General features: G+C 50.0%; 23 protein-coding genes. 21 read left to right on the top strand and 2 right to left on the bottom strand.

What is annotated here, in order from left to right:
• Positions 1-351: 351 nt before the first annotated feature.
• A complete protein-coding gene (locus ABH899_RS20135) occupies positions 352-726 on the bottom strand; it encodes a helix-turn-helix domain-containing protein (protein ID WP_009672225.1) in 375 nt (124 codons plus the stop codon).
• Between the two features lie 475 nt (positions 727-1,201).
• On the opposite strand from ABH899_RS20135, the gene ABH899_RS20140 reads away from it, so the two are divergent.
• From ABH899_RS20140 to ABH899_RS20235, 20 genes are all read left to right on the top strand, one after another.
• Entirely contained in the window at positions 1,202-1,993 is a 792-nt protein-coding gene (locus tag ABH899_RS20140; protein ID WP_369999862.1) for a tyrosine-protein phosphatase, read from the top strand.
• 288 nt (positions 1,994-2,281) lie between these two features.
• Complete coding sequence (locus ABH899_RS20145) at positions 2,282-3,370, top strand: nucleotidyltransferase family protein (RefSeq protein WP_369999865.1); 1,089 nt, start codon at positions 2,282-2,284, stop codon at positions 3,368-3,370.
• A gap of 51 nt (positions 3,371-3,421) precedes the next feature.
• Complete coding sequence (locus ABH899_RS20150) at positions 3,422-3,751, top strand: PqqD family protein (protein ID WP_218228889.1); 330 nt, start codon at positions 3,422-3,424, stop codon at positions 3,749-3,751.
• Between the two features lie 21 nt (positions 3,752-3,772).
• Positions 3,773-4,531 (top strand): YveK family protein, encoded by a 759-nt coding sequence (locus ABH899_RS20155; protein ID WP_218228890.1) that lies wholly within the window; start codon positions 3,773-3,775, stop codon positions 4,529-4,531.
• Positions 4,512-5,198, top strand: a complete 687-nt coding sequence (locus ABH899_RS20160) for a CpsD/CapB family tyrosine-protein kinase (protein ID WP_369999869.1) — start codon at positions 4,512-4,514, stop codon at positions 5,196-5,198. The genes ABH899_RS20155 and ABH899_RS20160 overlap by 20 nt, the downstream gene beginning before the upstream one ends.
• A gap of 236 nt (positions 5,199-5,434) precedes the next feature.
• Positions 5,435-7,279, top strand: a complete 1,845-nt coding sequence (locus tag ABH899_RS20165) for a polysaccharide biosynthesis protein (protein WP_369999872.1) — start codon at positions 5,435-5,437, stop codon at positions 7,277-7,279.
• A gap of 13 nt (positions 7,280-7,292) precedes the next feature.
• Positions 7,293-8,768 (top strand): MOP flippase family protein, encoded by a 1,476-nt coding sequence (locus tag ABH899_RS20170; protein ID WP_218228893.1) that lies wholly within the window; start codon positions 7,293-7,295, stop codon positions 8,766-8,768.
• Between the two features lie 21 nt (positions 8,769-8,789).
• Positions 8,790-9,956 carry a glycosyltransferase gene (locus ABH899_RS20175; protein WP_369999875.1) on the top strand — a complete coding sequence of 389 codons (1,167 nt, stop codon included), beginning with the start codon at positions 8,790-8,792 and terminating at the stop codon, positions 9,954-9,956.
• The gene (locus ABH899_RS20180) at positions 9,946-11,271 is read left to right on the top strand and encodes a hypothetical protein (RefSeq protein ID WP_369999878.1); all 1,326 of its coding nucleotides are present in this window, start codon (positions 9,946-9,948) and stop codon (positions 11,269-11,271) included. Before ABH899_RS20175 ends, ABH899_RS20180 begins: the two co-directional genes overlap by 11 nt.
• Entirely contained in the window at positions 11,268-12,422 is a 1,155-nt protein-coding gene (locus ABH899_RS20185) for a glycosyltransferase family 4 protein (protein WP_369999881.1), read from the top strand. Before ABH899_RS20180 ends, ABH899_RS20185 begins: the two co-directional genes overlap by 4 nt.
• A 53-nt stretch (positions 12,423-12,475) precedes the next feature.
• Positions 12,476-14,650, top strand: a complete 2,175-nt coding sequence (locus ABH899_RS20190) for a bi-domain-containing oxidoreductase (protein WP_369999883.1) — start codon at positions 12,476-12,478, stop codon at positions 14,648-14,650.
• Positions 14,643-16,766, top strand: a complete 2,124-nt coding sequence (locus ABH899_RS20195) for an alginate lyase family protein (RefSeq protein ID WP_369999886.1) — start codon at positions 14,643-14,645, stop codon at positions 16,764-16,766. The genes ABH899_RS20190 and ABH899_RS20195 overlap by 8 nt, the downstream gene beginning before the upstream one ends.
• Complete coding sequence (locus tag ABH899_RS20200; protein ID WP_369999889.1) at positions 16,763-17,992, top strand: glycosyltransferase family 4 protein; 1,230 nt, start codon at positions 16,763-16,765, stop codon at positions 17,990-17,992. The genes ABH899_RS20195 and ABH899_RS20200 overlap by 4 nt, the downstream gene beginning before the upstream one ends.
• 62 nt (positions 17,993-18,054) lie before the next feature.
• A complete protein-coding gene (locus ABH899_RS20205) occupies positions 18,055-19,365 on the top strand; it encodes a nucleotide sugar dehydrogenase (RefSeq protein ID WP_369999891.1) in 1,311 nt (436 codons plus the stop codon).
• A gap of 15 nt (positions 19,366-19,380) precedes the next feature.
• Complete coding sequence (locus ABH899_RS20210) at positions 19,381-19,992, top strand: sugar transferase (protein ID WP_369999893.1); 612 nt, start codon at positions 19,381-19,383, stop codon at positions 19,990-19,992.
• Entirely contained in the window at positions 19,989-20,660 is a 672-nt protein-coding gene (locus ABH899_RS20215; protein ID WP_369999896.1) for an acetyltransferase, read from the top strand. The genes ABH899_RS20210 and ABH899_RS20215 overlap by 4 nt, the downstream gene beginning before the upstream one ends.
• A 5-nt stretch (positions 20,661-20,665) precedes the next feature.
• The gene (locus ABH899_RS20220; RefSeq protein ID WP_369999899.1) at positions 20,666-21,829 is read left to right on the top strand and encodes a DegT/DnrJ/EryC1/StrS family aminotransferase; all 1,164 of its coding nucleotides are present in this window, start codon (positions 20,666-20,668) and stop codon (positions 21,827-21,829) included.
• A gap of 19 nt (positions 21,830-21,848) precedes the next feature.
• The gene (locus ABH899_RS20225; RefSeq protein WP_009672029.1) at positions 21,849-22,022 is read left to right on the top strand and encodes a hypothetical protein; all 174 of its coding nucleotides are present in this window, start codon (positions 21,849-21,851) and stop codon (positions 22,020-22,022) included.
• Positions 22,023-22,079: 57 nt separating this feature from the next.
• Positions 22,080-22,658: a VanZ family protein gene (locus tag ABH899_RS20230; RefSeq protein WP_016423823.1), complete on the top strand. Its 579-nt coding sequence runs from the start codon at positions 22,080-22,082 to the stop codon at positions 22,656-22,658.
• Positions 22,659-22,747: 89 nt separating this feature from the next.
• Entirely contained in the window at positions 22,748-22,966 is a 219-nt protein-coding gene (locus tag ABH899_RS20235; RefSeq protein ID WP_009672203.1) for a hypothetical protein, read from the top strand.
• 315 nt (positions 22,967-23,281) lie between these two features.
• Here the strand turns inward: ABH899_RS20235 and ABH899_RS20240 are convergent, their stop codons facing one another.
• The gene (locus ABH899_RS20240) at positions 23,282-23,695 is read right to left on the bottom strand and encodes a DUF2621 domain-containing protein (protein WP_042229966.1); all 414 of its coding nucleotides are present in this window, start codon (positions 23,693-23,695) and stop codon (positions 23,282-23,284) included.
• A gap of 167 nt (positions 23,696-23,862) precedes the next feature.
• Here ABH899_RS20240 and ABH899_RS20245 point away from each other — a divergent pair, with 167 nt between their 5' ends.
• Positions 23,863-24,990 carry a deoxyribonuclease IV gene (locus ABH899_RS20245; protein ID WP_369999904.1) on the top strand — a complete coding sequence of 376 codons (1,128 nt, stop codon included), beginning with the start codon at positions 23,863-23,865 and terminating at the stop codon, positions 24,988-24,990.
• Positions 24,991-25,048: the final 58 nt, after the last annotated feature.

The raw sequence follows: 25,048 nt of genomic DNA on the forward strand, positions 1-25,048 counted from the left end.
CTCCGGAGGCTCCGAAAAGAGTCGGAAAGACCTGCGACAGCAGATAATCCGGTAATGTATGCGGTTACATAAAAGATCCCGGCTAAACAAAGAATCGACACCCGGGATGGAGGAGTCGAAAGGTTTGAAAAGGATACAAAATGTGCTTGACACAGATACAAGATGTATCATAAATTAAATTCATGAGCAAAACGCTTCGGTATGATTACCATTTCGGAACCGGTGAGGGTGCCATAAAAATGACGGATGAAATTGTTATCGATCTGCATAAACTAGTGGACCAGCTGAACTTGAACCCGGCTATACTAAGCTCGTTTCAGACGAGAGGTCCGGGAGACGGAACCGATCCGCCTACTCCGACATCGAACGTTCCGCCCTCACGAAAGCGATAAAACGCTTGGCTTCTTCGGCAGTCAACTTGCGGCCGTCAATGGACAGCGCGAATTTTTCCAGAATCTTATCGTCGGAAAGCTCCAGGCTGTTCACGAAGTCTCTTACATCTTCGTCGAGCACCGCATGCGGGTTGGTCGTTCTTCCGAGCAGATAGTCGGCGGACACTTTGAAAAAGGTCGCGATTTTGTTCATCGTTTCGAAATCCGGCTCGCGCCGGCTCGTCTCGTAATGCGATAATGCTGCGCGTGATATGCCGAGTTTGTTGGCCAGCTCTTCTTGAGTCAAAGCATGCTTTTCTCGCAGTTGAGCAATGCGATCCCCATGTTTATTCATCTTAGAATTCCTCTCATTCCACTAGAAAGTAATAACCAGTATAACCACGTCGGCCAATCGTTTAAACCGGTATCACCTAACAACCGCTCGCTTGAATTGGGCTCAATCGGTTACCCGTCAGAGATTACATTGAAAGGTCGATATACTGAAATTATAAATTTTTTGATACAAAATGCAACTATTTGTCGATAAAATGTTTCTCCACAGGCCGTAATAAACCCTTTTTTTACCCCGTTTTTACCTTAATTTAAAGAACTTTATACATTATATTCGGTGGTTACCCACTTATGTAATGTTTGGGATTGTATCATAATTTGAGATGGAAAGCATACGCTAACTATCATCCTATCGTCCCAAGCCCGGGTTACTTCTGCCCACTCATGAAAAAATGAAGGCAGACTTTCATGAAAATTTCATGAAAATCACGCAAAACTTAACCGGTCCAGACCGGAATCCGGATGAAGGAGGCGGCCATATGTACACGGATCTGCACTGCCACATCCTTCCGGGGCTGGACGACGGCGCTCCGGATCTGGAGGCCGCGCTGACGATGGCGGAGCACGCCGCGGCGTCGGGCATCAGCCGTGTCGTGGCAACGCCTCATCACGGCGGTGCCTACGACAACGAAGCCCCGGCCGTGCGGGAGGCCGTGGAGCTCCTGCAGCAGGCGCTGGACCGCCGGGGCATCGCCCTGACCGTCCTGCCCGGACACGAGATCCGCGTCTACGACCGGCTTCTCGATGACCTGCTGGACGGCCGGCTCTGCACCCTCGGCGGTTCCCGCTATCTGCTGCTGGAGCTCCCCGGCGGCCGCGTGCCGGACGGCTTCGCCGAGCTGCTCCACGAGCTGGGAGTGCGCGGAATCGTCCCGATTCTCGCGCACCCCGAGCGGAGCGGCGAGATCCAGCGCCGGCCGGAGCTGCTGCGCGAGTGGATGGACGGCGGCCTGCTGCTCCAGGTGACGGCGGGAGCCCTCACCGGGGAGTACGGCCGCCGGATGCAGGCATTCGCGCTGAGCCTGTGCCGCGCTAATGCGGTCCATTTCCTGGCCTCCGACGCACACGACGTCGTCGTCAGGAAATGGCACCTCGCGGACGCGTACGCGCTCGCAGCCCGGAAGGTGGGGCCGGAACAGGTCGCGGCCTACCGGGCTAACGCGGAATATGTCGCGCGTGACGAAGTCATTGTGCCGGCTGTTCCGGCCCATAACATGTCGCTATCGCGGGCCCTGTGGCCCTGGCCTTTCAATATTCGAGTTAAAGGGTAGGAATTGGTCATTTTTCGCTTGACAAGATACATATCGTATCATAAAGTTAATGTTGTAGATACGAATTGTATCGGTTTGGTGTGAAACGGATACTCGTTGTAGCAGAGTCCCTTTCATAAATAATTATCCGCAAGGAGTGAAGCTAGTGAAGAAGGCGTATATCGCACCGACTGTTTTAAAACATCAGCAGATCGTTTTCGAGACCAAGCCGTCCAAGCCGCATCCGTGCGATAACGGCGGTCACACAGGCAGTCCGACATGTAAATGACACAGCCGCTCATCCGATTTATGAACGACCTGTATGTGGTTCACGGTGCATTCTCCTTCACTGAGGAAGAATACGGGCAGATCGCCGAAGACTTGGACTTATTCTCCATCACGGCTCAGGTGTACCACATGCTGAAAGAGAAAGGGAGACTCGGTGAGCTCCCCCTCTTTCTCCAGGACCGTCTGAAGCGCAAGGCGGAAGCGACCCTGTTCCAGAACTTGCTTCTCAAGCATGAAACAGACTCTGTCCTCCGTATGTTCGAAGCGAATCAAGTCGATGTTTTTATTATGAAAGGCGTTTATTTCTCGGAAAAATATTTCGGTAACGTGGGAGCAAGGGGAACGACCGACATAGACTTGCTGGTAAAACCCGATCAACTCGCACGGGCCATACCCGTTATCCGGAGTGCCGGATTTGAGATTTTCGAACGTAATAACACCGCACATCATGCCTTATATAAAAGAAAGAACCAGAACGGCGTAGCTATTTATATCGAATTGCACTGGTGTCTAAGCGCGGAAGATAATGAACGGATCGATTATGAGTCCATCTGGAGTCGCTCCGAAAGTCTTTCTAACTTTAACCATATTAAAGTAATGGCATACGAAGACACTTTATATGCTATTTGTTTGCATGGTATTAATCATCAGATGAAGTCGCTTCGTTATTTCCTCGACATTATTCAACTTGTGCAGAGTTGGCCGAACAGCATCGACTGGAGTCGGCTGCTGGAACGTGCCTATTCCGAACGCACATTGAACCGGATCCGGATGGCCATTTATCTAGTTCGTCAAGTTTTTCCCGCATTTGAGCTGCCCGATCCTCATTGGAAAAGAGCCTATACGTGGGACTATGAAGGCGCGCGGGCTTATTTGAAAGGAATAAAAACTGCAGCCTATTATAGAGAATTACTTGTGTTTCCTTTGCTTACGCATATGAATCTTCTCTCTACCGTGTATTGGTTAACGAGAAAAATAATACCGCCTGTAGAACGATCCGTATTCCGGGCAGAGGAAGGCCGCAGGCACTCTATCCTCGTTGTCTATGGAAGACTCTACCGGCAAAAGCTGGACATTATAAGGGGTTTCGTAAAAAAACAGCTGAAATAAGGATACATGCTCCAGTCTGGTTGGACGCAGGTAGGATAAGGAGAGAAGAGTATGTCTATCGTGTATGTCCGACAGCCGCATACGGAAGCTGTAAATATGGACGGCGATTGCATTATTATGCATGTTTCGAAGCAGAGTATAACAAGACTGAATGAACAGGGAAGTTATATATGGTCTCTGCTCGCCAGTCCCCAATCGATCGAAAGTTTGGCAGGCCTCTTACAAACTGTCTACGATACCACTATTGAACAGGCAGGCAAGGATGTAAGTCTGTTCCTGCAGGAACTTATCGAATATGACCTGGTGATGGTCCGGGAAGAAGCAGAGCTTACGTATGACTTGAATGATACGAAATGTATCTTAAAAGCCGATATTTACTAAACGCGCTCGGGAGGAACCTTTATGGAGTTTGAGATTAAAGAATATGTAAAAATGTTCAAAAAACGTTGGTGGCTTATAACGGGCTTGGTTTTAACCGTGACTTTAATAACCGGCATCATCAGCTTCTTTTTCATCCAGCCTATTTACTCCGCCAGTACCAAACTCATTGTAAACAAATCAAGCCAGTACGAAGGCTTCGAGATTCTTGACTACAACGCGATCAATACGAATCTCATGCTCATCAACACTTACAAAGAGATTATCCGTACTCCCGCCATTATGGAGAAGGTATCAGGCGCGAATCCCGATTTAGGGCTGTCTGCGGAGGAATTGATCGGTCTGGTTAAAGTTACTTCTCTGGCTGATACACAGGTCATGACAATCACGGCGGTTCATGAAGATTACAAAAAAGCCGTCAAAATAACGAATTCCGTTTCCGAGGTGTTCAAGAAAGAAATTCCGGCCATTATGAAAGTCGATAACGTAACGATTTTGCATGAAGCCAAAGAGAGCGACCTCCCCGTCCTAGTAAAGCCGAACAAGAAGTTAAATCTGGCGATTGCATTTATCTTATCGCTGATCGGCTCTCTTGGTCTAGTTGTGATGCTCGAATATTTCGATGATTCCATAAAAACGGACAAAGATGTCGAGAAATATCTGGGTGTTCCGACCGTGGCAATTATCGACAAAATCAAAACCGGAGACGTTCAAAACGAAGCACCGACCAAACCCAAACAGAAAGCTGTAGGTGACACGATTTATGCCAGCGCCAACCAGTAAGCTCAACCCTTTAATTACGAACCTTAAACCACATTCGAGGGTCTCGGAATCTTACCGCATTTTGAGAACGAATATTCAGTACTCGGCTGTAGACAGCCCGCTTAAAACCATTCTGGTTTCTTCCTCACAGCCGGGAGAAGGGAAATCTACGACAGTTTCCAATTTGGCCGTCGCCTACGCCCAGGAAGAGAAAAGAATTTTGCTGGTAGATGGGGATTTAAGAAAACCGACCCTCCACCAAATCTTTTCCGTTTCGAACCGATCCGGCTTAACCAATGTTCTGGCTAACGAACATTCGCTGGAGGATGCTGTTCATTCGACAGAGATACCCAACCTGCATTTGCTCACTTCGGGGACCCACACACCTAATCCGGCGGAAATGCTAGGTTCCAAACGAATGAACCAACTGCTTGACAAAGTCGTGCAGGAATATGATCTGGTATTGGTCGATTCTCCGCCAATTATGGCCGTAACCGACGCTCAAATTTTATCAACCTTGTGCGACGGCGTAGTCTTGGTCCTGAATTACGGCAAAGTAAAAAGAGATGTGGCAAAGAAAGCTCTGGAGCATCTGGCGCACGTAAATGCCAAAGTGCTGGGCGTTGTTATTAATAACAGAACTTACACAGGCAAAGACTCAGGTTACTACTATCATTACGGTTCCTAAGTACTTAAGAATAGATTCGGTCTAAGAGATCAGGTAATGTCTACTGCACCTTTATCACTGTAGACACTCGGTCATGCTGTGGGCAGAAATGCCTTAGACGTTAATCGTCAAGGGTGTGATGTGAGGAAGGGTTCAATGCCCGCATCCGTAAAAAATCGAGGTATGTTGTCTAGGTTTGGACAGTATACCTCGGTTTTTTATATCTCCTTAAAAATGAAAAATTGGAGAGTGGAGTTATGCGAAATAGAAACAAGGTGTACGTATTCATGCTGCTTGATGTACTTGTGATATGGGGAAGTGTCTGGCTGTCCTATTTGTTAAGGTTTGACGGCGCAATTCCTGCTTCATACATAACGCAAGGGTTGATTTTTTCTCTGGTTCTGACGTTTACGACGTTGAGCAGCCTCGTTTACTTCAAGCTTTACAACCGGGTTTGGCAGTATGCGAGTATCGGCGAGATGGTCTCGCTTTTTAAGGCGGTTACGTTAAGCTCGATTCTATCTTATCTGGCGGTTACCCTCGCGGGCCAGTTCAGCGTACCCACGTCTATCTTTCTGTCTTCCTATCAATGCGTATTTTTTCTAATGGGAGGTTTACGTTTTGTCAGAAGAATGCTGGGAGACAATTATTACAAAAAGAAAGGCGGTCAACGGGCCGCTCTAATTATCGGCGCCGGAGATTGCGGAATTATTATTACGAAGGAACTGAAGCACAACCCCCAGTCGCTCATGTATCCCGCTGCTTTCATAGATGACGACAAACAGAAGCACAAACAGCAGATTTGCGGGATTCCGGTTGTGGGCGGAAGAGATCAAATCGTCTCGACCGTAAGCCGGTTGAATATCGACGAAATTATTATCGCGATCCCGTCCGCCAGTAAAAGCGAGATTTTAGGCATTATAGAAATATGCAAACAAACTAAAGCCAAGTTGAAAATGATTCCGAAAATCAGCGATCTGATACACGGACGGGTAAGCATTAAAGAAATCAGAGACGTCGACGTTGAAGATTTGCTTGGACGCGATCCCGTTAAAGTGGATTTATATGAAATAGCCAATTACGTAGAAGGAAAAGTCGTGCTGGTTACGGGAGCCGGCGGGTCAATCGGATCGGAACTGTGCCGGCAAGTAGGTCCGTACAATCCGAAGAAGCTGCTCCTGCTGGGACACGGAGAAAACAGCATCTACACGATCGAAATGCAGCTGCGCCAGTTATACCCGGCTCTTCAATTAGAAACCGTAATCGCGGATATTCAGGATGTGAAGCGTATCGAAGATGTTTTCGCCGAATATGAACCCCAGGTGGTGTTTCATGCCGCAGCACACAAACATGTCCCGCTGATGGAAAGAAACCCGAGTGAAGCGATCAAAAACAACGTATTCGGTACGAAGAATGTAGCCGACTGCGCCAACCGCTTCCGGGCAGAGCGATTTGTCATGATTTCAACGGATAAGGCCGTAAACCCGACAAGCGTTATGGGGACGACCAAGAGAGTTGCCGAAATGTATATTCAAAGCCTGAACGCCTCCAGCGATACGATTTTCGCTGCGGTCCGGTTTGGGAACGTATTGGGAAGCAGAGGCAGCGTTATTCCCAGATTTAAGGAACAGATTGCTAATGGAGGACCCGTTACGGTGACGCATCCGGATATGATCCGTTATTTTATGACCATACCGGAGGCCGTTCAGCTTGTCATTCAAGCAGGGGCGTTTGCAAGAGGAGGAGAAGTTTTCATCCTGGATATGGGCAAACCCGTCAAAATCGTAGATTTGGCAACGGATTTGATCAGGCTCTCGGGATTTGATCCCAACTCCGAAATAGCGATCGAATTTACGGGCATGCGGCCGGGTGAGAAGCTTTACGAAGAACTGCTTACTCAGGAAGAAGGACTTTCCTCGACGTTGCATAACCGGATCTTTATAGGAAAGCCGGCGCATATCAACCATGCGGAGCTCCAATTTCAGCTGAATAAGCTGAATAAATCATTGGTCGAAGAAGATTCACTGAGAGACAAATTAAAAGAAATTGTCCCTGCTTACCAACATAAACCGGAAAATAAAAAGGAACTATCTCTCGTATGAGGGAGCTAATCTTATGACATCGTTAAAAACCAGCGCATTAAACGGCATGAAGTGGACTACAATCTCCACGGGTGTAGTGACCATTTCGCAATTTTTGCAGTTTGCCTTGTTGGCAAAGCTTCTGGACCCTGCTGCAATCGGGATTATGAGCATGATTATGGTGGTGCTGAATTTCGCCCAGATGTACGTCGATATGGGAATTTCAAATGCCATTATTCAGAAGAAAGAAGTTTCCGAGAATCAGTTGTCCAGCCTATATTGGTTTAACTGGCTGCTGGGAATTGCGGTCTTTGTGATCGTATTGCTTGTTAATCCTCTTATCGTGATGTACTACCAGGAAAACGGGCTGGCCGTTCCTTTATACTGGGCTTCTCTTATTTTTCTGATTACTCCCCTAGGCCAGCAGTATAAAGTAATTCTGAGAAAAAGCCTGAAGTTTAAAGTAGTAGCGGTTATTGAAGCGGCCGCTTCCGTAGTCGGATTATTTGCCACTTTGCTGCTGGCCTTAATCGGGTATGAAGTACTGGCAATTATATGGGGATACCTCCTCAGCGCTTTATTCCGAAGTATAGCTTTTACGGTTGTCGGCCGGAGAATCTCCAGACCCTCCCGGCATTATAAATTTGAAGAAGTCAAAAGCTTGCTGGGCTTCGGTCTCTACCAGTTGGGTGAACGAACCGTTTTCTTTCTGAATGCCAACCTGGACACGCTTTTGATCGGAAAATTTTTAGGTGCTCATGCATTGGGAATTTATATGTTAGCTATCAACTTAGTCATCGTGCCTATTCTGAAGATTAATCCGATGATAACGAATGTGATGTTTCCGATTTTCTCGAAAATGCAGGATGAGGATGAGCGTCTGAAAAAAGGATATTTTAAAGTTCTGCAGACGATCAGCCTGATCAATTTCCCCATCCTGGCGGGTATTTTCCTTACGGGTCCTAATCTGATCCCGGTTATTTTCGGGCATCAATGGACAGAAAGTATTGCGATCGTTCAATTACTGGTCGTTATCGGAATCATGCGGGTGATCGGAAATCCTATCGGATCTCTTCTGATGGCTAAGGGACGGGTCGATTTGGGATTTAAATGGCATATCATGATGCTGGTTACCATCATTCCTGCGCTTTCGTTAGGAGCCTACTATGGCGGAATTTTGGGGCTTTGTTACGGCTATATGTTTTATCAGGTTATTTATTTAATCACCAATTATACGTATCTGATCCGTCGGGTACTCGGTCCGTCTCTGGCGTCTTTTATAGGAAGTTTCGGACCCGCTCTGCTTTACAGTTCGTTCATGGTAATCGTGATCAAACTGGCGGAAATGATCCTTCCCGTGTCTTCGCCGCTTATCGTCATCGGTTGGGAGGTTGTGGCGGGAGTCATCCTTTATACGTTATGCATTTACCGGTATCAGAAACAGTTAATCACGGATATGGCCGCGCTTCTGGGAAGAAAAAGCAAAGTGAAGGAAGTTCCATCTTTATAGCCGTTTAGGGGGAATCATTTGGTGAGTGGGAAAGTATTAATGCCTGTATTTAACGAAATTGACTATGATGGGCGTGTTCAGCGGGCGGCTGAGGCATTGAGTCAATCGTACCAAGTAACGGTCTATTCGGTTAATTCGGGAAAAGGGTACGTGCATCCTGAGTATTCCCTCGAAACATGGGATAGGCCGAACCGGTGGAAAAAAATTCATTTTCTCGTTTTCAGCCTGTGGTTTATTCGCCAGTCCATACAAAACCGCGGCTCCCTGATCTATGCGCATGATTACTTCATGGCATTTCCAGGATGGCTCGCCGCCAAGCTGACAAGGTCGAAATTTATTTACGATGCCCACGAATTAATAATCCCGGATGGAAATGAAAAAATGGGAAGACGCCAGAAAATTTTCTATCTCCTGGAAAGCTGGGTCGTGCGGCGTGCCTCGAGAGTGGTGGCAGCGAATAAGGAAAGAGCGGATCTGATGAAAGATTACTATGCGTTGAAGCAGACTCCTTTGGTTATACGAAACATACCGCCGATCTCCGATTACGAATCACTAGGGGAATATACATCCGTCCTGGATCGTTATAAGCATCATGAGAGTGCGATTAAACTTGTCTATCAGGGAGATATGAGTTTGGAAAGGGGATTGAAAAAATTTATTCTGGCTTTTAAATATTTGCCGGAGGAGTTTCGTTTGTTCCTGATCGGCGGCGGGACAGACGCCCCTAGAATTGAAGAACTTATCCGAAAAGAAAAGTTAACCGACAGAATCGTCATGTTGGGAAAAGTGCCCCGGAACATACTGCCGGGTCTTCTGCTTCATTTTGACGTGGGGATTATCAGCTATCCGTATAAGGGCTTGAATAATATTTACTGCGCTCCGAACAAGCTGTACGAATATGCCCAAGCGGGATTGCCGGTTATAGCCACAGGTCAGCCGCCGCTCAAGTATTATGTGAAAAGCTATGAGATCGGGCTAATAGCGGAGAAAGAAGAAGGACAGCCGGATAACGATCCTTCTCAAATTGCGTCTCTGATCCGGGAAATGAATCCGGAATCCATCGCTTTCTTTAAAAGCAATCTGGGTGCCTTCATAAGGGAGCACACGTGGGAAAACGAGAAGGCGGCCCTCCTTACGGATATGTCGGAGTTATCTTATGCACGAACGGGAGAGAATTATGGAAATTAGCAGTTTAACGCTACTGTTGGTCACCTTCTATACGGGCGTTCTCCTTGCTCTCGGATTGTTCCTGCTTAAAAATCAGTATCAAAAGGTGTTTTATGCCCTGGGTCTTACAGGCATGTATCTGTACAGCGGGATTGGAACCGCTCTGAATCAGATTACGAATACATACCTCTGGTATTATCTCGTTTTCACTTTGGTTTTTACGGTAACGTTTATCGGTCTATCGAGTATAAAGCAGAAACAGGAAAGCACCTTCTATTTCACTCAGATTCAGTCGGCGGCAGACCGGTATACAAAACTCTGGTTTGTTTTTTTGTGTGTCTACTCGGTTTTTAATCTGTTTCCGCTGGTTTTTCCAGAATTCAAGCTCATGCTGCTGGTACAGCCTCCAAAGCCCAACCTTCTGGAAAATTTCTATGAACGCTTCGGGTCTGCTTCCGTACATCCGCTTCTTGGGATACATGAAAAAATAAAAACCACATTATTTCCGTTTTTTTTAATCGGATTGTATGCCCTGAGAAAGAGCCGGCTAACGGTTCTGTTCTTTGTTGCCTTTTACTTGTACACCATTTATTGTATCGAGTCTTACATCGGAAGATTTGTTCTGATTCAATTCCTGCTTCTGGTTATTCTTTTATTCGTATTTACTAAGCGTATGAGCAAAAAGACGATGGTTGTTGTAGGGCTGCTCACCGTTATCGCCTTTACAAACTTCTACAGTGTTTACCGAGAAGTGAGGCTTGGCGTTGACTTGCAGCAAGCCCAGAATAACAGCTCATTCGAAAATTCGGCAAATGAGTTGATCAGCAAGGAATTTTTCTACTCCGAGTATGCGGATACGCTCATTCAAGCCGGACAGCAGGTAGATTTTCAGAAATATGTGCTCTGGATGCTGACACTGCCCATACCCAAGGAAATACTGGGAGGCGGCTTCAGCCTGCAGCTGAACAATCAGATTACGACATTTTTGACGGGGCAGGACGTTGGGAAGGGCGGAACTTATGTCCACCTTGTTTCCGTTGTGGGAGAGAGTATCTATATTTACGGGAATTACTTTTTCTGGATGCATGCGATCTTGATCGGGTTTATTTTTTCGTTCTTATGCAGACTTACGATGAAAACGCCGGCTTTGACCGGAGTATCCATGTATATGGCTGTCTTGTTGTTGATTATGGCGCGGGGAGGGATATCAAGCACACTTCCGGTGGTAGTGAACTATTTTATTCTGCTTTATGCATGGATGTTCTTTGACAAATTAAAGAATCGAGTACCTGAGGAGAAAACCTGGGTAGGAGGAACGAGAGGGATTTCATTATGAGAATCGCAATCAACACGCTTTCCGTGCTTCCTAATCGAAACGGCGGCGGAGAAGTGTTTATCAAAAACCTGGTCCGGCATTTGATTGCAAACGACAAGATCAATACGTACGTGCTTCTCGTTAATAAACGGAACCGCTCCATTTTCGGGGAGATCGAGGAGCACGTCCAGTTTGCGGAGGCTCATGAGATCACGAGCAAACCCCACTTCCGCATTTTGTACGAGAGTGTCTATCTTCCGTTCAGACTGAAGGCGCTGGATATCGACGTGCTAGTGGGCCCGGCGGATACGCTGCCGCTTGTGAATTTCACCAAAACCGTGCTCGTTATTCAGAACATTAAATATTTCCAAAAAGAGCAGGAACAGCGCCCGGCGAATTTACTGGGCCGTATCAAGCAAATTTATTTCGGAAATCTTACCCCCCGTTCGATCATCGCGGCCGACCGGGTTATAGCGGTCTCCGAGGAAACGTCCCGGAATATCGTTTCGTTCTCGGATAAGCTGGAGGCGTGGGAGTCCAAAATCAGCATTATTTATGAAGGAGTCCACCATTCTTTCGGAACCGGCGGCTTCCCGGCAGCGGATGGCGATATTCTCTGTGTATCGAGCTTTGCCAAACACAAAAACATCGATAAACTGGTCCATCTATACATGCACCTGAAAGAAACCCGCCATATACGGAACAAGTTAAGAATCGTCGGCAACAAGGATCACGAAGAAGCGAGAAGGCTGGAGAACATAATCCGGGAACGAAACATGGCGGAGCACATTATTTTCGAAGGGTTTGTGCCGAACGAAGAACTGCCGCGTTATTATCACCAGGCCAGCATTTTTATCACGCTCTCCTCTCTGGAATCGTTCGGTCTGCCTATCGTGGAAGCGATGACGTGCGGGGTGCCCGTTCTGGTCAACGACGCGAGCGTTATGCCCGAGATTATAAACGGGCATGGGATTCTGCTGACTGATGTCGAGGATATCGAGAAGACAGCTTTGCAGGTGTATGAACTGCTCTCGGATAAAGACAAATTGGAGCATTACTCCAAATTGTCGTTAGAACGGGCCCGGGATTTTTCCTGGGATACCGCGGCAAGGCAGTATATAAAGGTGTTCGAATCGCTAAAATCCTCCCGGATTCAAGTTCAGGCCCAATAAAAAAAGACGAGGTGAATGAAGCCGTTTGTGTGGAGACAAATGGCTAACCCATTATGAATCAGATCCTTCAAAATTTAAAAACCGGGGCGACGGAGATCGCCGATATCCCTTGTCCCCAAGTCCGGACGGGGCACTTATTGATTCAAACGAGAATGAGTGTCGTTTCGGCAGGTACGGAAAGAATGCTTGTTGAATTCGGCAAGGCGAACTTGCTGGAGAAGGCGAAGCAGCAGCCGGATAAGGTCAAGCAGGTGATGGATAAGATCAAGACCGATGGTCTTGCTCCTACCTTGGAGGCTGTGAGGACGAAGCTGGACCAGCCGCTGGCTCTGGGATACAGCAACGTGGGGACCGTGGTGGAAGTAGGCAGGGGAGTCGAAGGCTTCGCTGTCGGTGACCGTGTCATCTCTAACGGTCCTCATGCGGAAATTGTGCATGTGCCCAAGCATTTATGCGCTAAAATTCCTGACGGAGTGGACGATGAGGAAGCAGCCTTTACGGTTATCGCCTCGATCGGACTGCAGGGAATCCGGCTGGCCAATCCGACACTTGGGGAAACGTTCGTGGTAACCGGACTCGGATTGATCGGTCTGATCACCGTTCAGCTGCTCCGGGCTCACGGGTGCCGGGTGCTGGGCATCGATTTCGACCCAGGTAAGCTGCAAATTGCGAAGTCGCTGGGAGCGGAAATCGTGGATTTGTCCAAAGGGGAGGACCCTCTTTCGGCGGCGCGAACGTTCTCCAAGGGCCGCGGTGTCGACGGTGTCCTCATTACCGCTTCCACCAAAAGCAGCGAGCCTGTTCACCAGGCCGCGCATATGTGCCGCAAACGCGGCCGTATCGTCCTTGTCGGCGTAACGGGACTGGAGCTTTCGCGGGCGGATTTTTACGAGAAAGAGTTGAGCTTCCAGGTCTCATGTTCTTACGGTCCGGGGCGCTATGATCCAGAATACGAAGAGAAGGGGCAGGATTACCCCGTCGGTTTCGTGCGTTGGACTGAGCAGCGGAACTTCGAAGCGATTCTGGATATGCTGGCCGACGGCAAGCTCGATCTGAAGTCGCTCATTACTCACCGGTTTCCGATCGGGCAGGCGGTAGAAGCGTATGAGGTCCTGGGCCAGGGGAAATCTTCGCTCGGCATCATTCTGCATTATGATCAGAAGCAGAACGTTCAAGCCCTGCTAAACCGGAAGACGGTCGAGCTCGCTTTGGCGCCTGCCGATGAAGCGCGGACCGGAGAAGCTTCCGTCGGCATTATCGGAGCGGGGAACTATACGAATCAGGTGCTGCTGCCGGCTTTAAAACAAACGAAAGCCTCCCTTCATACGATCGCCAGCAGCGGGGGAGTGAACGGCCTTCATGTGGGCCGGAGACACGGATTCGTTCAGACGACGACGGACACGGGAGCCATGCTGGCCGATCCCGCCATCAACACCATATTCGTCACGACCCGGCATAACACGCATGCGCGTTACGCAGAAGAAGCGGTCAAGGCGGGTAAACATGTGTTTGTTGAAAAACCGCTCTGTTTGAACCGGAACGAACTGCAGGATATCAAAAACTTGCGCCTGCAGCCCAAGCAGATTCTTATGGTCGGTTTCAACCGACGCTTTTCGCCTTTTACCGTGAAAATGAAACAGCTCCTGGATACGGTTAAGGAGCCGAAAACGCTAATTATGACCGTCAACGCAGGCGATATTCCCGCCGAACACTGGACCCAGGACCCGGAAGTCGGCGGCGGCCGCATCATCGGAGAAGCGTGTCATTTTGTCGATACGCTGAGGTTTCTGGTGGGGCACCCCATAACGGAAGTAACTTCCCATACGGTCGGAAGACAGCCGGGCGTTAAAATCATAGAAGACAAAGCGACCATAACGTTGCGCTTTGAAGACGGTTCACTCGGAACTGTTCATTATTTTGCGAATGGTCACAAATCGTTTCCGAAAGAACGCATTGAGGTTTTCGCGGCAGGCAAAATCCTGGAGATGAACAACTTCAAGGAACTCCGCGGATATGGCTGGAACGGGTTTACCAAGATGAAGCTGTGGTCCCAGGACAAAGGCCATAAACAAGAAATGAAAGCATTTGTGGACGCCGTTTTGACCGGATCGGACTCCCCGATACCTTTAAGCGAGATTTACGAAGTGACGGAAGCCTGCCTGGACATTGTCGAGCAGATGCGGGAGCAGGAGCGGCAGCAACAGCGGAGGCAGGCGGAATATGCGTAATCAACTCCGGATGATGCAGAACATGGGGCTGGGGTGGACGTTATTCCGGATCAAGTACGAGCTGAAGAAACGGGCAGGCTTTCTGGAAAAAGAGTTTCCGGCCGTGTCCATGACCGAAGAGGAATTTTTAAAACGCTGGTCGTCTCATGCCGCCTCACCCGATCAAGCCGTCCGGGAGTGGAGGGCTCAAGCACGGCCTTTTTTCTTTCATCCGGATAAACTGAACGGTCTGAAGCCGGTTCTTCAAAAAACGTTGGGGGCATCGGAGCAAGAGCTTCTGAACCAGGCCGACCGGATCTGCGAGGGAACGTTTACGTATTTCAGCAGATGGAATGTCCATCAAGGTACTCCGAACTGGCACTGGAATCCTATCACCAATGAAGAATCTCCACGAGATCTGCATTGGTCGAAAATTCCCGATCTAAGCGGGGCATTCGGCGATATCAAGTATATATGGGAGTTGTCCAGATTTTCGTTCGCGTACACGCTGGTCCGGGCGTATGCCTTAACCGGGTCCTCTTTATATCCGGAAACGTTCTGGAACCTGTTTGAAGATTGGGTGAAAAATAACCCGGAGGAGCGGGGAGTCAACTATAAGTGCTGCCAGGAGATGTCGCTGCGCGTCATGGCCTGGATCTTCGCCTTGTATGCTTTTGCGAACCATTCTTCTTCTACGGACAAGAGAGTGTTCAGCCTGCTTAAACAAGTTTACTGCCATACCGATCATATCGATAAACATTTCGATTTTGCCCTGAAGTCGGTGAAAAACAATCATACGATCAGCGAAGCTGCGGGCCTGTATACGGTCGGGCTTCTTTTTCCTTTCTTTGACCGGAGCGGGAGATGGAAGAAGAAAGGATTCCGTCATCTGGAAGCGGAGGGAATGTGGCAGATTTACGAGGACGGTTCCTACCTCCAGCATTCCATGAATTATCACAGACTTGTCGTGCAAGATTACACCTGGGCTCTGCGCCTGGCCGAGTTAAACGGCGAAGCCTTCTCGAACAAGCTGAAGGAGCGGCTGTATAAAACCTTCGATTTCCTGTACCAGTTCCAGGATGAGGCAACCGGTCGGCTGCCCAACTACGGGATGAACGACGGTGCCCTTATTCATCCGTTGTCGCATTGCGAGTATCTGGATTACCGTCCGCAGTTGGGTGCGTTCTATTTTATCCTCACAGGTAAGAGGCTTTATCCGGACGGCCCTCATGAGGAGAGTCTTGTCTGGCTGGCCGGTGAATCGGCTTCGAGGGCTCCTCGGGACACCTTTCCAAGAGCGGCGCTGAAGGCTTATCCGGAAGGCGGGTATTATTCCATCCGGATGGATGGAGGAAGCGCCATGATCCGCTGCGGAACCTACCGGCATCGTCCTGCCCAGGCCGACATGCTTCATCTCGATATATGGCGCGAAGGTACGAACGTGATTTGTGATGCCGGAACCTATTCCTACAACACGGATGCCGAATGGAGCGCTTATTTTATGGGCACCGCTTCGCACAATACGGTGATGATCGGTGATGACGATCAAATGGAGAAGGGGTCCCGTTTTATCTGGTATAACTGGACCAAATCCCATACCAGACGAGCGGAAGCGGCTGCGGACGGAATGACGCTGTTCGAGGGAGAACATTACGGCTATGGCCCGCTTATTCACCGCAGAGCGGTCATTCAATCCGATGCGGTCATAGCGGTCATCGACGAAATTGCCGGGGACTTTAATGGAACCGAAAGGGCCATATCCGCTTCTTGGCTTAGCGCGGCCCGGGGAGCGAAGGCCACCGGCGAGAAGGGCTTGATCGAGCTGGAAACTCCGGCAGGCCCGTATTTTATTGAGACGCTGGATACGCAGAGCAGTACGTTCCGGATTTACCACGGGGACGAAAAAGCGCGCAGAGGCTGGCGATCTCTGTACTACGGGGAGAAGGAGCCCGCTTACCAGATCGTCCGGAGCCTTCGCTCCGGGAAGCCGGTCCGTCTGGTGACCGTTCTTTCCCCGGTAGCGGGCCAAGTCACCTACGATCCGGAACAAAACCTGCTTAGGATGCAGGATCGGTGTCTGCGGCTTAACCCGGCCGGAAGCGAAACCATTCTACCGCAAGAAAAGGTGACTCTATGAGAATACTTATTCTTCATCAGTACTTTTTGGGAGATAACGATCCGGGCGGTTCGCGTTTCAACCAGTTTGTTAAACACTGGAACAAAATGGGGCACGACATTACGGTCGTTGCCGGAAATGTGAACTACACGACGGGACAGAAGGAGGAAAAATATCAAGGGAAGTTTGTCGTTAAGGAGCAGTATTCGGAACGGACGGAAATTTACCGGACTTATGTTTCGGAATCCTATAACAAGTCGTTTCTCGGCCGGCTCTGGGCGTATTTCTCGTTCACCTTCTCTTCGCTCCTGGTTTGTTTGTTTCATATTAAAAGACACGACGTGATGATCGTCACTTCTCCTCCGTTATTTGTCGGAATTACCGGCATTATCGTCAGTTGGCTGAAGAGAATGCCCATGGTGTTCGAGGTTAGGGACCTGTGGCCGGAATCGGCAATCGATACGGGTGTGCTCAAAAATTCCCTGCTGATCAAAGCCGCCTATCTGGTCGAGAAGCTTTCTTACCGGTTTGCTTCGAAAATAAACGTGCTGACCCCGGCTTTCCGCCATAAGTTGATTGAGGAAAAAGGGATCAGCACGAACAAAATCATCTTCGTGCCCAACGGGGCGGATTTGGATATTTTCCAGCCGGGCCCCAAGGAAAATTGGGTGCGTGAAAAATACGGGCTCGAAAACAAATTCGTCGTTACTTACCTGGGCGCTCACGGAGTCGCCAACCACTTAATGTCCATCATTAAGGTTGCGGAAGCTTGCCGGGACATTCCGGATCTCTTGTTTATGCTCGTAGGGGACGGAATGGAAAAGAAGTCCCTTCAAGCCTATGTAGATACGAATCGTATCGAAAATGTTCTGTTTGTGCCCCCGCAGCCCAAATCGGCTGTGCCTGATTTTTGCAGAGCGTCAGACGTGTGTACGGCTGTTTTGAAAAAGGTGGATACTTTTAAAACGGTTTATCCCAATAAAGTTTTCGATTACATGTCCTGTGCCAAACCGATTTTCATCGGAATCGACGGAGTAGCGAGAGCTCTTGTGGAAGATAGCGGGTCCGGCTATTACGTGGACCCGGAGGATCCGGAAGATTTCAAAGAAAAGATACGTCTGCTGATGAGCAACCGGGAGCTGGCCGAGAGTCTCGGGAATAACGGGTACCGGTATGTGACGGAGAACTTTTCGAGAGAGTCTCTTGCGGACCGGTATCAGACCGAGCTTAGGAATATGGCGATTTAAATTTTTTTTTGCACCTTTTGATACAAAATGTAACTTATAGATATATGAGGAGGAACATACTTATGACTAAAAAGATTTGTGTAATCGGATTGGGCTATATCGGTTTTCCGACATCGCTTGTATTCGCCAGAGCCGGTTTCGAGGTTATCGGTGTCGACGTTAGCGAAAGAGTCGTATCGGCCCTGAACGCGGGCGAAGTTCACATTGAAGAGAACGGCCTGGAAGAAATTTTTCAAGATGTCCGTACCAACTATGCCTTCAAAGCACAGCGTCATCCGGAGCCTGCGGATACATACATTATCGCGGTACCTACTCCTGTCAACGCGGATCATACGGCCAACGTCGATTATGTCGTATCGGCGACGGAAGCGGTGCTGCCTTATCTCCGCAAAGGCAACACCGTCATTGTAGAATCGACCATTCCTCCGAGAACGATCGACGATGTTGTTGCTCCCGTACTGACGAAAGCGGGATGGCGTGTGGGCGAGGAAATTTACTTGGCACACTGCCCGGAGAGAGTGTTGCCTGGACGTATCTTCCAGGAACTGGTGGAAAACAACCGGATCGTGGGAGGATACAATCCTCAGTCCGCCGAGAAAGCCGCCGAAGTCTACCGCGCTTTCGTTAAAGGCGAAATCATCCTGACCTCCGCTACGTCTGCCGAAATGGCAAAGCTGATGGAGAACACCTTCCGCGATGTGAATATCGCGTTAGCCAACGAATTGGCGAAGGTGTCCGCTTCAATCGGTGTCGATGCGCTGGAAGTGATCGGCCTGGCCAACAAGCACCCGCGTGTTAATCTTCATACGCCGGGGCCCGGCGTAGGCGGCCACTGCATTGCGGTCGACCCTTATTTTATTATCGAGAAAGCGCCTGAGCTGACTCCGCTTATGACGGCTTCACGCGCCATTAATAATTCCATGCCCGCCTTTGTCGTCGAGCAGACCGGCAAAATCACGCCTTCCCATGCCGGAAAACGAGTGGCCGTATTCGGGATTACCTATAAAGGCAATGTGGACGACATCCGGGAGTCACCGGCATTGGAAGTGGTGCATATGCTCGGCGAGAACGGATTCGATGTCCGTGTCCACGACCCGCACGTGCTGGCAGAGCTTGCCCCGTTCCCGATGTTCACGGCGGAAGAGGCTGTGGCCGATGCGGAATGCCTGCTGATTCTGACGGATCACAACGAATTCAAAGCACTGGATCTGAGCCTGCTTTCCCGGATGAAATCTCCCGTTATCCTGGATACCAAAAATTGCGTGGAGTCTTCGCATGTGCCGCAGTCGGCGGGAAAACTTTATAATTACGGGAATTTGCATGAATTGAGCCGCGTGGATACGGTTGCCGTTCCGGTTAGCCAATTAGCATAAGGAGTCGGTTTTCCCATGAAACGCACGTTTGATTTTCTTGTCGCCCTAATCGCTCTAACTATCTTGCTTCCGGTTATTTTTCTCGTCGCTGTACTGATCCGGATAAAATTGGGATCGCCGGTGTTGTTTAAGCAGACACGGCCCGGACTGCACGGAAAACCATTTGCTATTTTCAAATTCCGGACGATGACCAGCAAGTGCGACGAACACGGGCGCCTGCTTCCCGATGAGGTAAGGCTGACCCGATTCGGGATGCTGCTCCGCAAATTGAGCCTCGACGAACTGCCGCAGCTGTTAAACGTGCTGCGCGGCGAACTGAGTCTTGTCGGACCCAGGCCCCTGCTCATGGATTATATGAACCGTTATACGAGCGAACAGGCGCGCCGGCACGATGTCAGACCCGGTATTACAGGCTGGGCGCAGGTAAACGGACGCAACGATTTAAGCTGGGAGCAGAAGTTTGAGCTCGATGTCTGGTATGTGGATCATCAGTCTTTCCTTCTGGACATGAAAATTTTATGGATGACCGTGATCAAGGTGATCAAAACCGAAGGTGTAAGCAGGACCGGGCACGTAACGATGCCGGAATTCCAAGGGTACACATCGAACGGGGCCGTTGAGAAATGAAACCTTTCCGGCCCTTGAAGTTATGGATTTACGGAGCCGGCGGGCAGGGGCGTGAAACGGTACAACTGGTCAACGATATCAACCGCCTCTCCTCTTCCTGGGACATACTCGGTTTTCTTGATGAGAGTGAGCAGATACAGGGAAAGATGGTGAGCGGTTATCCCGTTCTCCATCCCTACACGGCCCTGGCCCAAACCGATTGGGAAGAAACCAGGCTGATCTTCGCGATCGGCAGTTCTCGGACTAAGACGGTCGTTGCCGGAAAAATCGAAGAGGCGTTCCCGCTGGTCCGGTACGCCTCGCTTTATCATCCCACCGCCGTTATCTCCGAGAGCGCCCGGATTTCGGAAGGATGCATAGTCGCGGCTCATACCCTGGTATCGACCGATGTCCGTCTCGGACGCCACGTCTTGATTAATTACGGTGCGACGGTCGGCCATGATTCCGCTATCGGGGATTACAGCAGCATATTACCCGGAGCAAGAGTGTCGGGTCATGTGCAGATCGGCCATGCGGGAGATGTAGGGGCAGGCTCGGTTATTCTGCCGGGGCTGCGAATCGGCTCCGATGCGGTAATCGGCGCAGGTGCCGTGGTGACCCGTTCCCTGCCGGGCGGCTGCACGGTTGTAGGGGTACCTGCCAGGCCCATTAAGAGAGAGAAGGAGTGAAAAGAATGGCTATTCCTTTGAACCCGAAAATTTATTTATCTCCCCCCCATATGGGGGAATACGAACAGCAGTATGTCAGGGAAGCGTTCGAGACGAACTGGATCGCTCCTCTGGGCCCGAACGTCAATGCTTTTGAAGAAGAACTGGCCGCATATACGGGAGCTGCCGGGGCCGCCGCATTAAGTTCCGGCACCTCGGCTATTCATCTGGCGCTCAAGCTTGTGGGCATCTGCCCGGGTGACCGGATTTTTTGCTCTTCCCTGACATTCGTGGCCAGTGCGAATCCGATTCTGTACGAGGGCGGGATTCCCGTATTCATCGATTCCGATCCGGACACATGGAATATGTCCGCCGGAGCTCTCCGGAGAGCTCTTGAAGAAGCGGACCGGGAAGGAAACCTGCCGAAGGCCGTTATCGTCGTTAATCTTTACGGACAAAGTGCCGATATGAATCCGATTCTGACTCTGTGCGGAAAGTACGACATTCCGGTAATTGAGGATGCGGCCGAATCTTTGGGAGCCACTTATAAGGGAAAACAGAGCGGGACGTTTGGCAGATTCGGTGTCTACTCGTTTAACGGAAATAAAATCATTTCGACTTCCGGGGGCGGCATGCTCGTTTCCGACGACCTGGAAGCATTGGAGAAGGCCAGATTCTGGGCTACGCAGGCCCGGGATACCGCCCGGCATTACCAGCACTCGGAAGTGGGCTATAATTACCGGATGAGCAATGTTCTGGCCGGCATCGGAAGAGGCCAACTCCGGGTTTTAAATGACCGGATACAGGCACGGAGAGAAGTCTTCGGGCAGTACCGCAAAGCCTTCGAATCCATAGAAGGAATTTCCTTCATGCCGGAGGCGGATTACGGGCGTTCGACCCGATGGCTGACGGCGATTACGGTCGATGAACGGGTAACGGGCGTTTCCTCGACGGAAATCGTGGACCGCCTGGCGGGTCAAAGTATTGAGGCGCGCCCCGTATGGAAACCGCTGCACCTCCAGCCGCTTTTCGAGGGATGCGCTTATTATCCCCATGAAGAGGAGATCAGCGTCTCTGATCGGCTTTTCTCGACGGGGCTGTGTCTGCCTTCCGGCTCCAGCTTGACTCCGGCCGATCAAAACAGGGTGATGGATATGGTTCTGCGTACCATAGCTATCCCGAACCGCTAACCCGGTAGAGGCGGCTATTATGCAGAACCCGGACATGCGTCAACTGCTGCTGGAGTTGGAGCAATTTGTACATAGGGTGGAAGAGCAGAGTGAACCGGTTCCTACGGTCAAGCCCTACGTGGACGATTTAAAGCAAATTATGCTTAAGCATGTGAATCAGACGGAAATGTCCTTGCTTACTACTTATAAATAAGATAAAAGATAGATTCAAAGCCCTCTAATATCGGATGCGATATTGGGGGGCTTTATTTTGTTAACCGGGAAAACGTTAAATCGGAAACAGGTGAATGCGCTTATGAGGGCTCTCGGCCGTAATAAAATGTTCCGCCTTCTGCTGGTGCTGGCGTGGATGTCGTTCATGTTCTATCTCTCCTCGCAGCCGTACCAGAAACAAAGCTTAAAGCCTCTGCTGCGTGAACATATCTCGGAACTGCAATTAAAAAAAGCCGTTCCCGCGGGATCGTTTCAGTACGGCCGGTCCGTGGTAAGTGTTAAAAGACTGGGGACCTACGGCTATGTCGAATTTTTCATACGCAAAACGGCCCATGTCGTGGAGTACGCCATCCTGGCTCTGCTTGCGGGCTATTGGCTCGGAAGCCTGCGCTTGATGAGCAAGCGCAAGCAGACAGGCATCATGCTAGCGGTCTGTGTCATTTTCGCGGTCACGGATGAATGGCATCAGAAATTTACGTCGCATAGGACCTCGATGACGGAAGACGTTATCCTGGACACCTGCGGTGCCCTTCTGGGTACAGCGATGTATTATTTTTTTCTAAAAATTCTACAAAAATCTCGTAAAAACGCACCGAATCACCCAAAAACTTCTTGATTTGTTACAAAACGTATCTTATAATAATTTACAAATACAGAATGTAACAAGTTGCGACAACAAGAAGCAAAATGAAGAGGTGTGTGAGGATGAAAGCTTTGGATTTGGTCTACTGCATTCACTGCGGTTCGATTGTGTCCCGGACACAGGCGGATCACATTTTCAAAACCGGATTTTACCGGGTGTCGGTACCGCTGGCAAGCTGCAAAAGCTGTGCAACCCCGAATTCGAACACCACGGGCTGTCACGATCTGCCGCATCACGGACGTTTGAACGAGTATGAGACTCGCCTTCCGTTGATGGCATAAAGCAGAACCGGGTTACATGCTCCCCAAGTCGGTAACGTTCAGGTCAGGGAAAGTAGGATGAGAAGAATGGTTGTTGAGGGGGATAAAGCATGGAAGCCTTGGCTCCGCTGGCTGATCAGCTCGCTTTATTTGCTTCTGGGGATCGTTTCATTTGCGATGGGCCTCTGGCTGCTCTAGCCGATCCCGCCGCGTTGTGTGCCGCTTTGACTTTGCGTAAAAAAAATGACCGCTCCTGTCCCGAGAGGGCCGAGCGGTTTTTTTGGCGTGTATCCCGATCAGACTTCCTGAAATCTTCCTGCGAGTATAATAGAAGAATCAGGAATTGATCAGATGTTTGTAAGGCGTGTAATCAATCTTCTCGCGTTCGAGGAAATTCATCAGGCTCCGGTAATCCCGCTTGGGAGTGGCGATGATATAACCTTTGATGCAGTGCTCGCGTGTAACTTCCGCCGCCTCTTCTTCCAAGGCGATCTGCCCGATTTTGGCCGCGATGGAGTGCTTGGCGATGTCACGGAACGGGCCGGGTACAGGGGCGACAAGTTTGTTAAGAAAGGCTTTGGAATCGTCCGTCCACATATGGCGGGATTTCTCCACGTAATAGTTCTGCCAGTCGAGCTTGGATTTTCCGTCGGCCTTGGGGAGCACTTTCAGGAATTTGCGGAACATAAAATAACCGCCGATCGCCATCAGACCAATGAGGACAAGGGGCCAGAAAGTAATAAACCACATAAACAGGGAGTTGTTCAAAACTCGTCACCTCGGAATCTATTATTCCCGCGCTGGGCCAGGTTTAAGCACTGGATCTCTCTTGAAATTATACCTTATTTCTGGCTTTCTTGCGACATTGCCTGTAAAATAGGGGGAAAAGATTTTACTAAGCAAGGAGCCTATTCCCTATGATTAAAATCGGTTCACACGTTTCATTTTCCGACAAAGGCTTGCTGAATGCGGCCCGGGAAGCTGTTTCGTACGGCTCCGGCACATTCATGATCTATACGGGTGCACCTCAGAATACACGGCGCAAGCCTATTGAAACGCAATATATCGAAGAGGGCCGGGAAGTCATGCAGGAGCACGGGATCGGAGAAATCGTCGTTCATGCCCCTTACATCATCAACCTCGGTTCCTACAAAGAGAACACGTACGAGCTGGCGGTCCAATTCCTGCAGGATGAAATCCGCCGCACGGACTATCTGGGCGTTAAAAATATCGTGCTTCATCCCGGCGCTTTTACGGACAAGGATGCGGAGTACGGCCTCGCCCGCATTTCGGAAGGGCTGAACGAAGTCCTCGCCGGCGTCAAGGACACGGGTGTGCATATCGCCCTGGAAACGATGGCGGGCAAAGGCACCGAGATGGGCCGCAGCTTCGAGGAGCTGGCGCAGATTATCGACAAGGTCGAAGACAACGGCCGCCTGACGGTATGTCTGGATACCTGCCACATCCACGATGCAGGGTATGATGTCGTAGGCGACCTGGACGGCGTGCTGGACCAGTTCGACCGCGTGGTCGGTCTGGACCGCATCGGGGTCGTCCACCTGAACGACAGCAAGAATCCGCGCGGCGCGTCCAAAGACCGCCATGCTCCGGTCGGAGCGGGCTGGATCGGCTTCGAAGCGATGAACCGCGTCGTTCATCACGAGAAGCTGATCGGCCTGCCGATGATCCTGGAGACTCCGTGGATCGGGAAGGACCCGAAAACCCAGCGTCCGATGTACGAAGCGGAAATCGCGCTGCTCAGCGGAACCGTTCTGGAACGGTTCGGCGAATCCTTCGCGGAAGACGTGGAGAGGCTGGCTTTCTTTTTCGAAAAGAAAGAAGTCGATTCGCGTGGTTTCGTCCTGCAAACTTGGGAGCTGCTCAAAACCGACGCGAAAGCCAAGAAAGCGGACGGACGCGAACCGATGGAGCGCCTGTACGACATGATCGCGGAAGAGCGTCTGTTCCCGGAGCTGTCCGAAGAGCAGATCAATCAGCGTCTGACGGCATGGTTTGCCGGCAAAGATCTGCTTAAATCTTTGTAAGTGAACGGTTAACGCCGTTTTCATCACCGGCTCGGACCGGATAGGTGACTATTTTGCA

This window comes from Paenibacillus sp. RC84, from assembly GCF_041260495.1.
Classification (GTDB): Bacteria; Bacillota; Bacilli; order Paenibacillales; family NBRC-103111; genus Paenibacillus_F.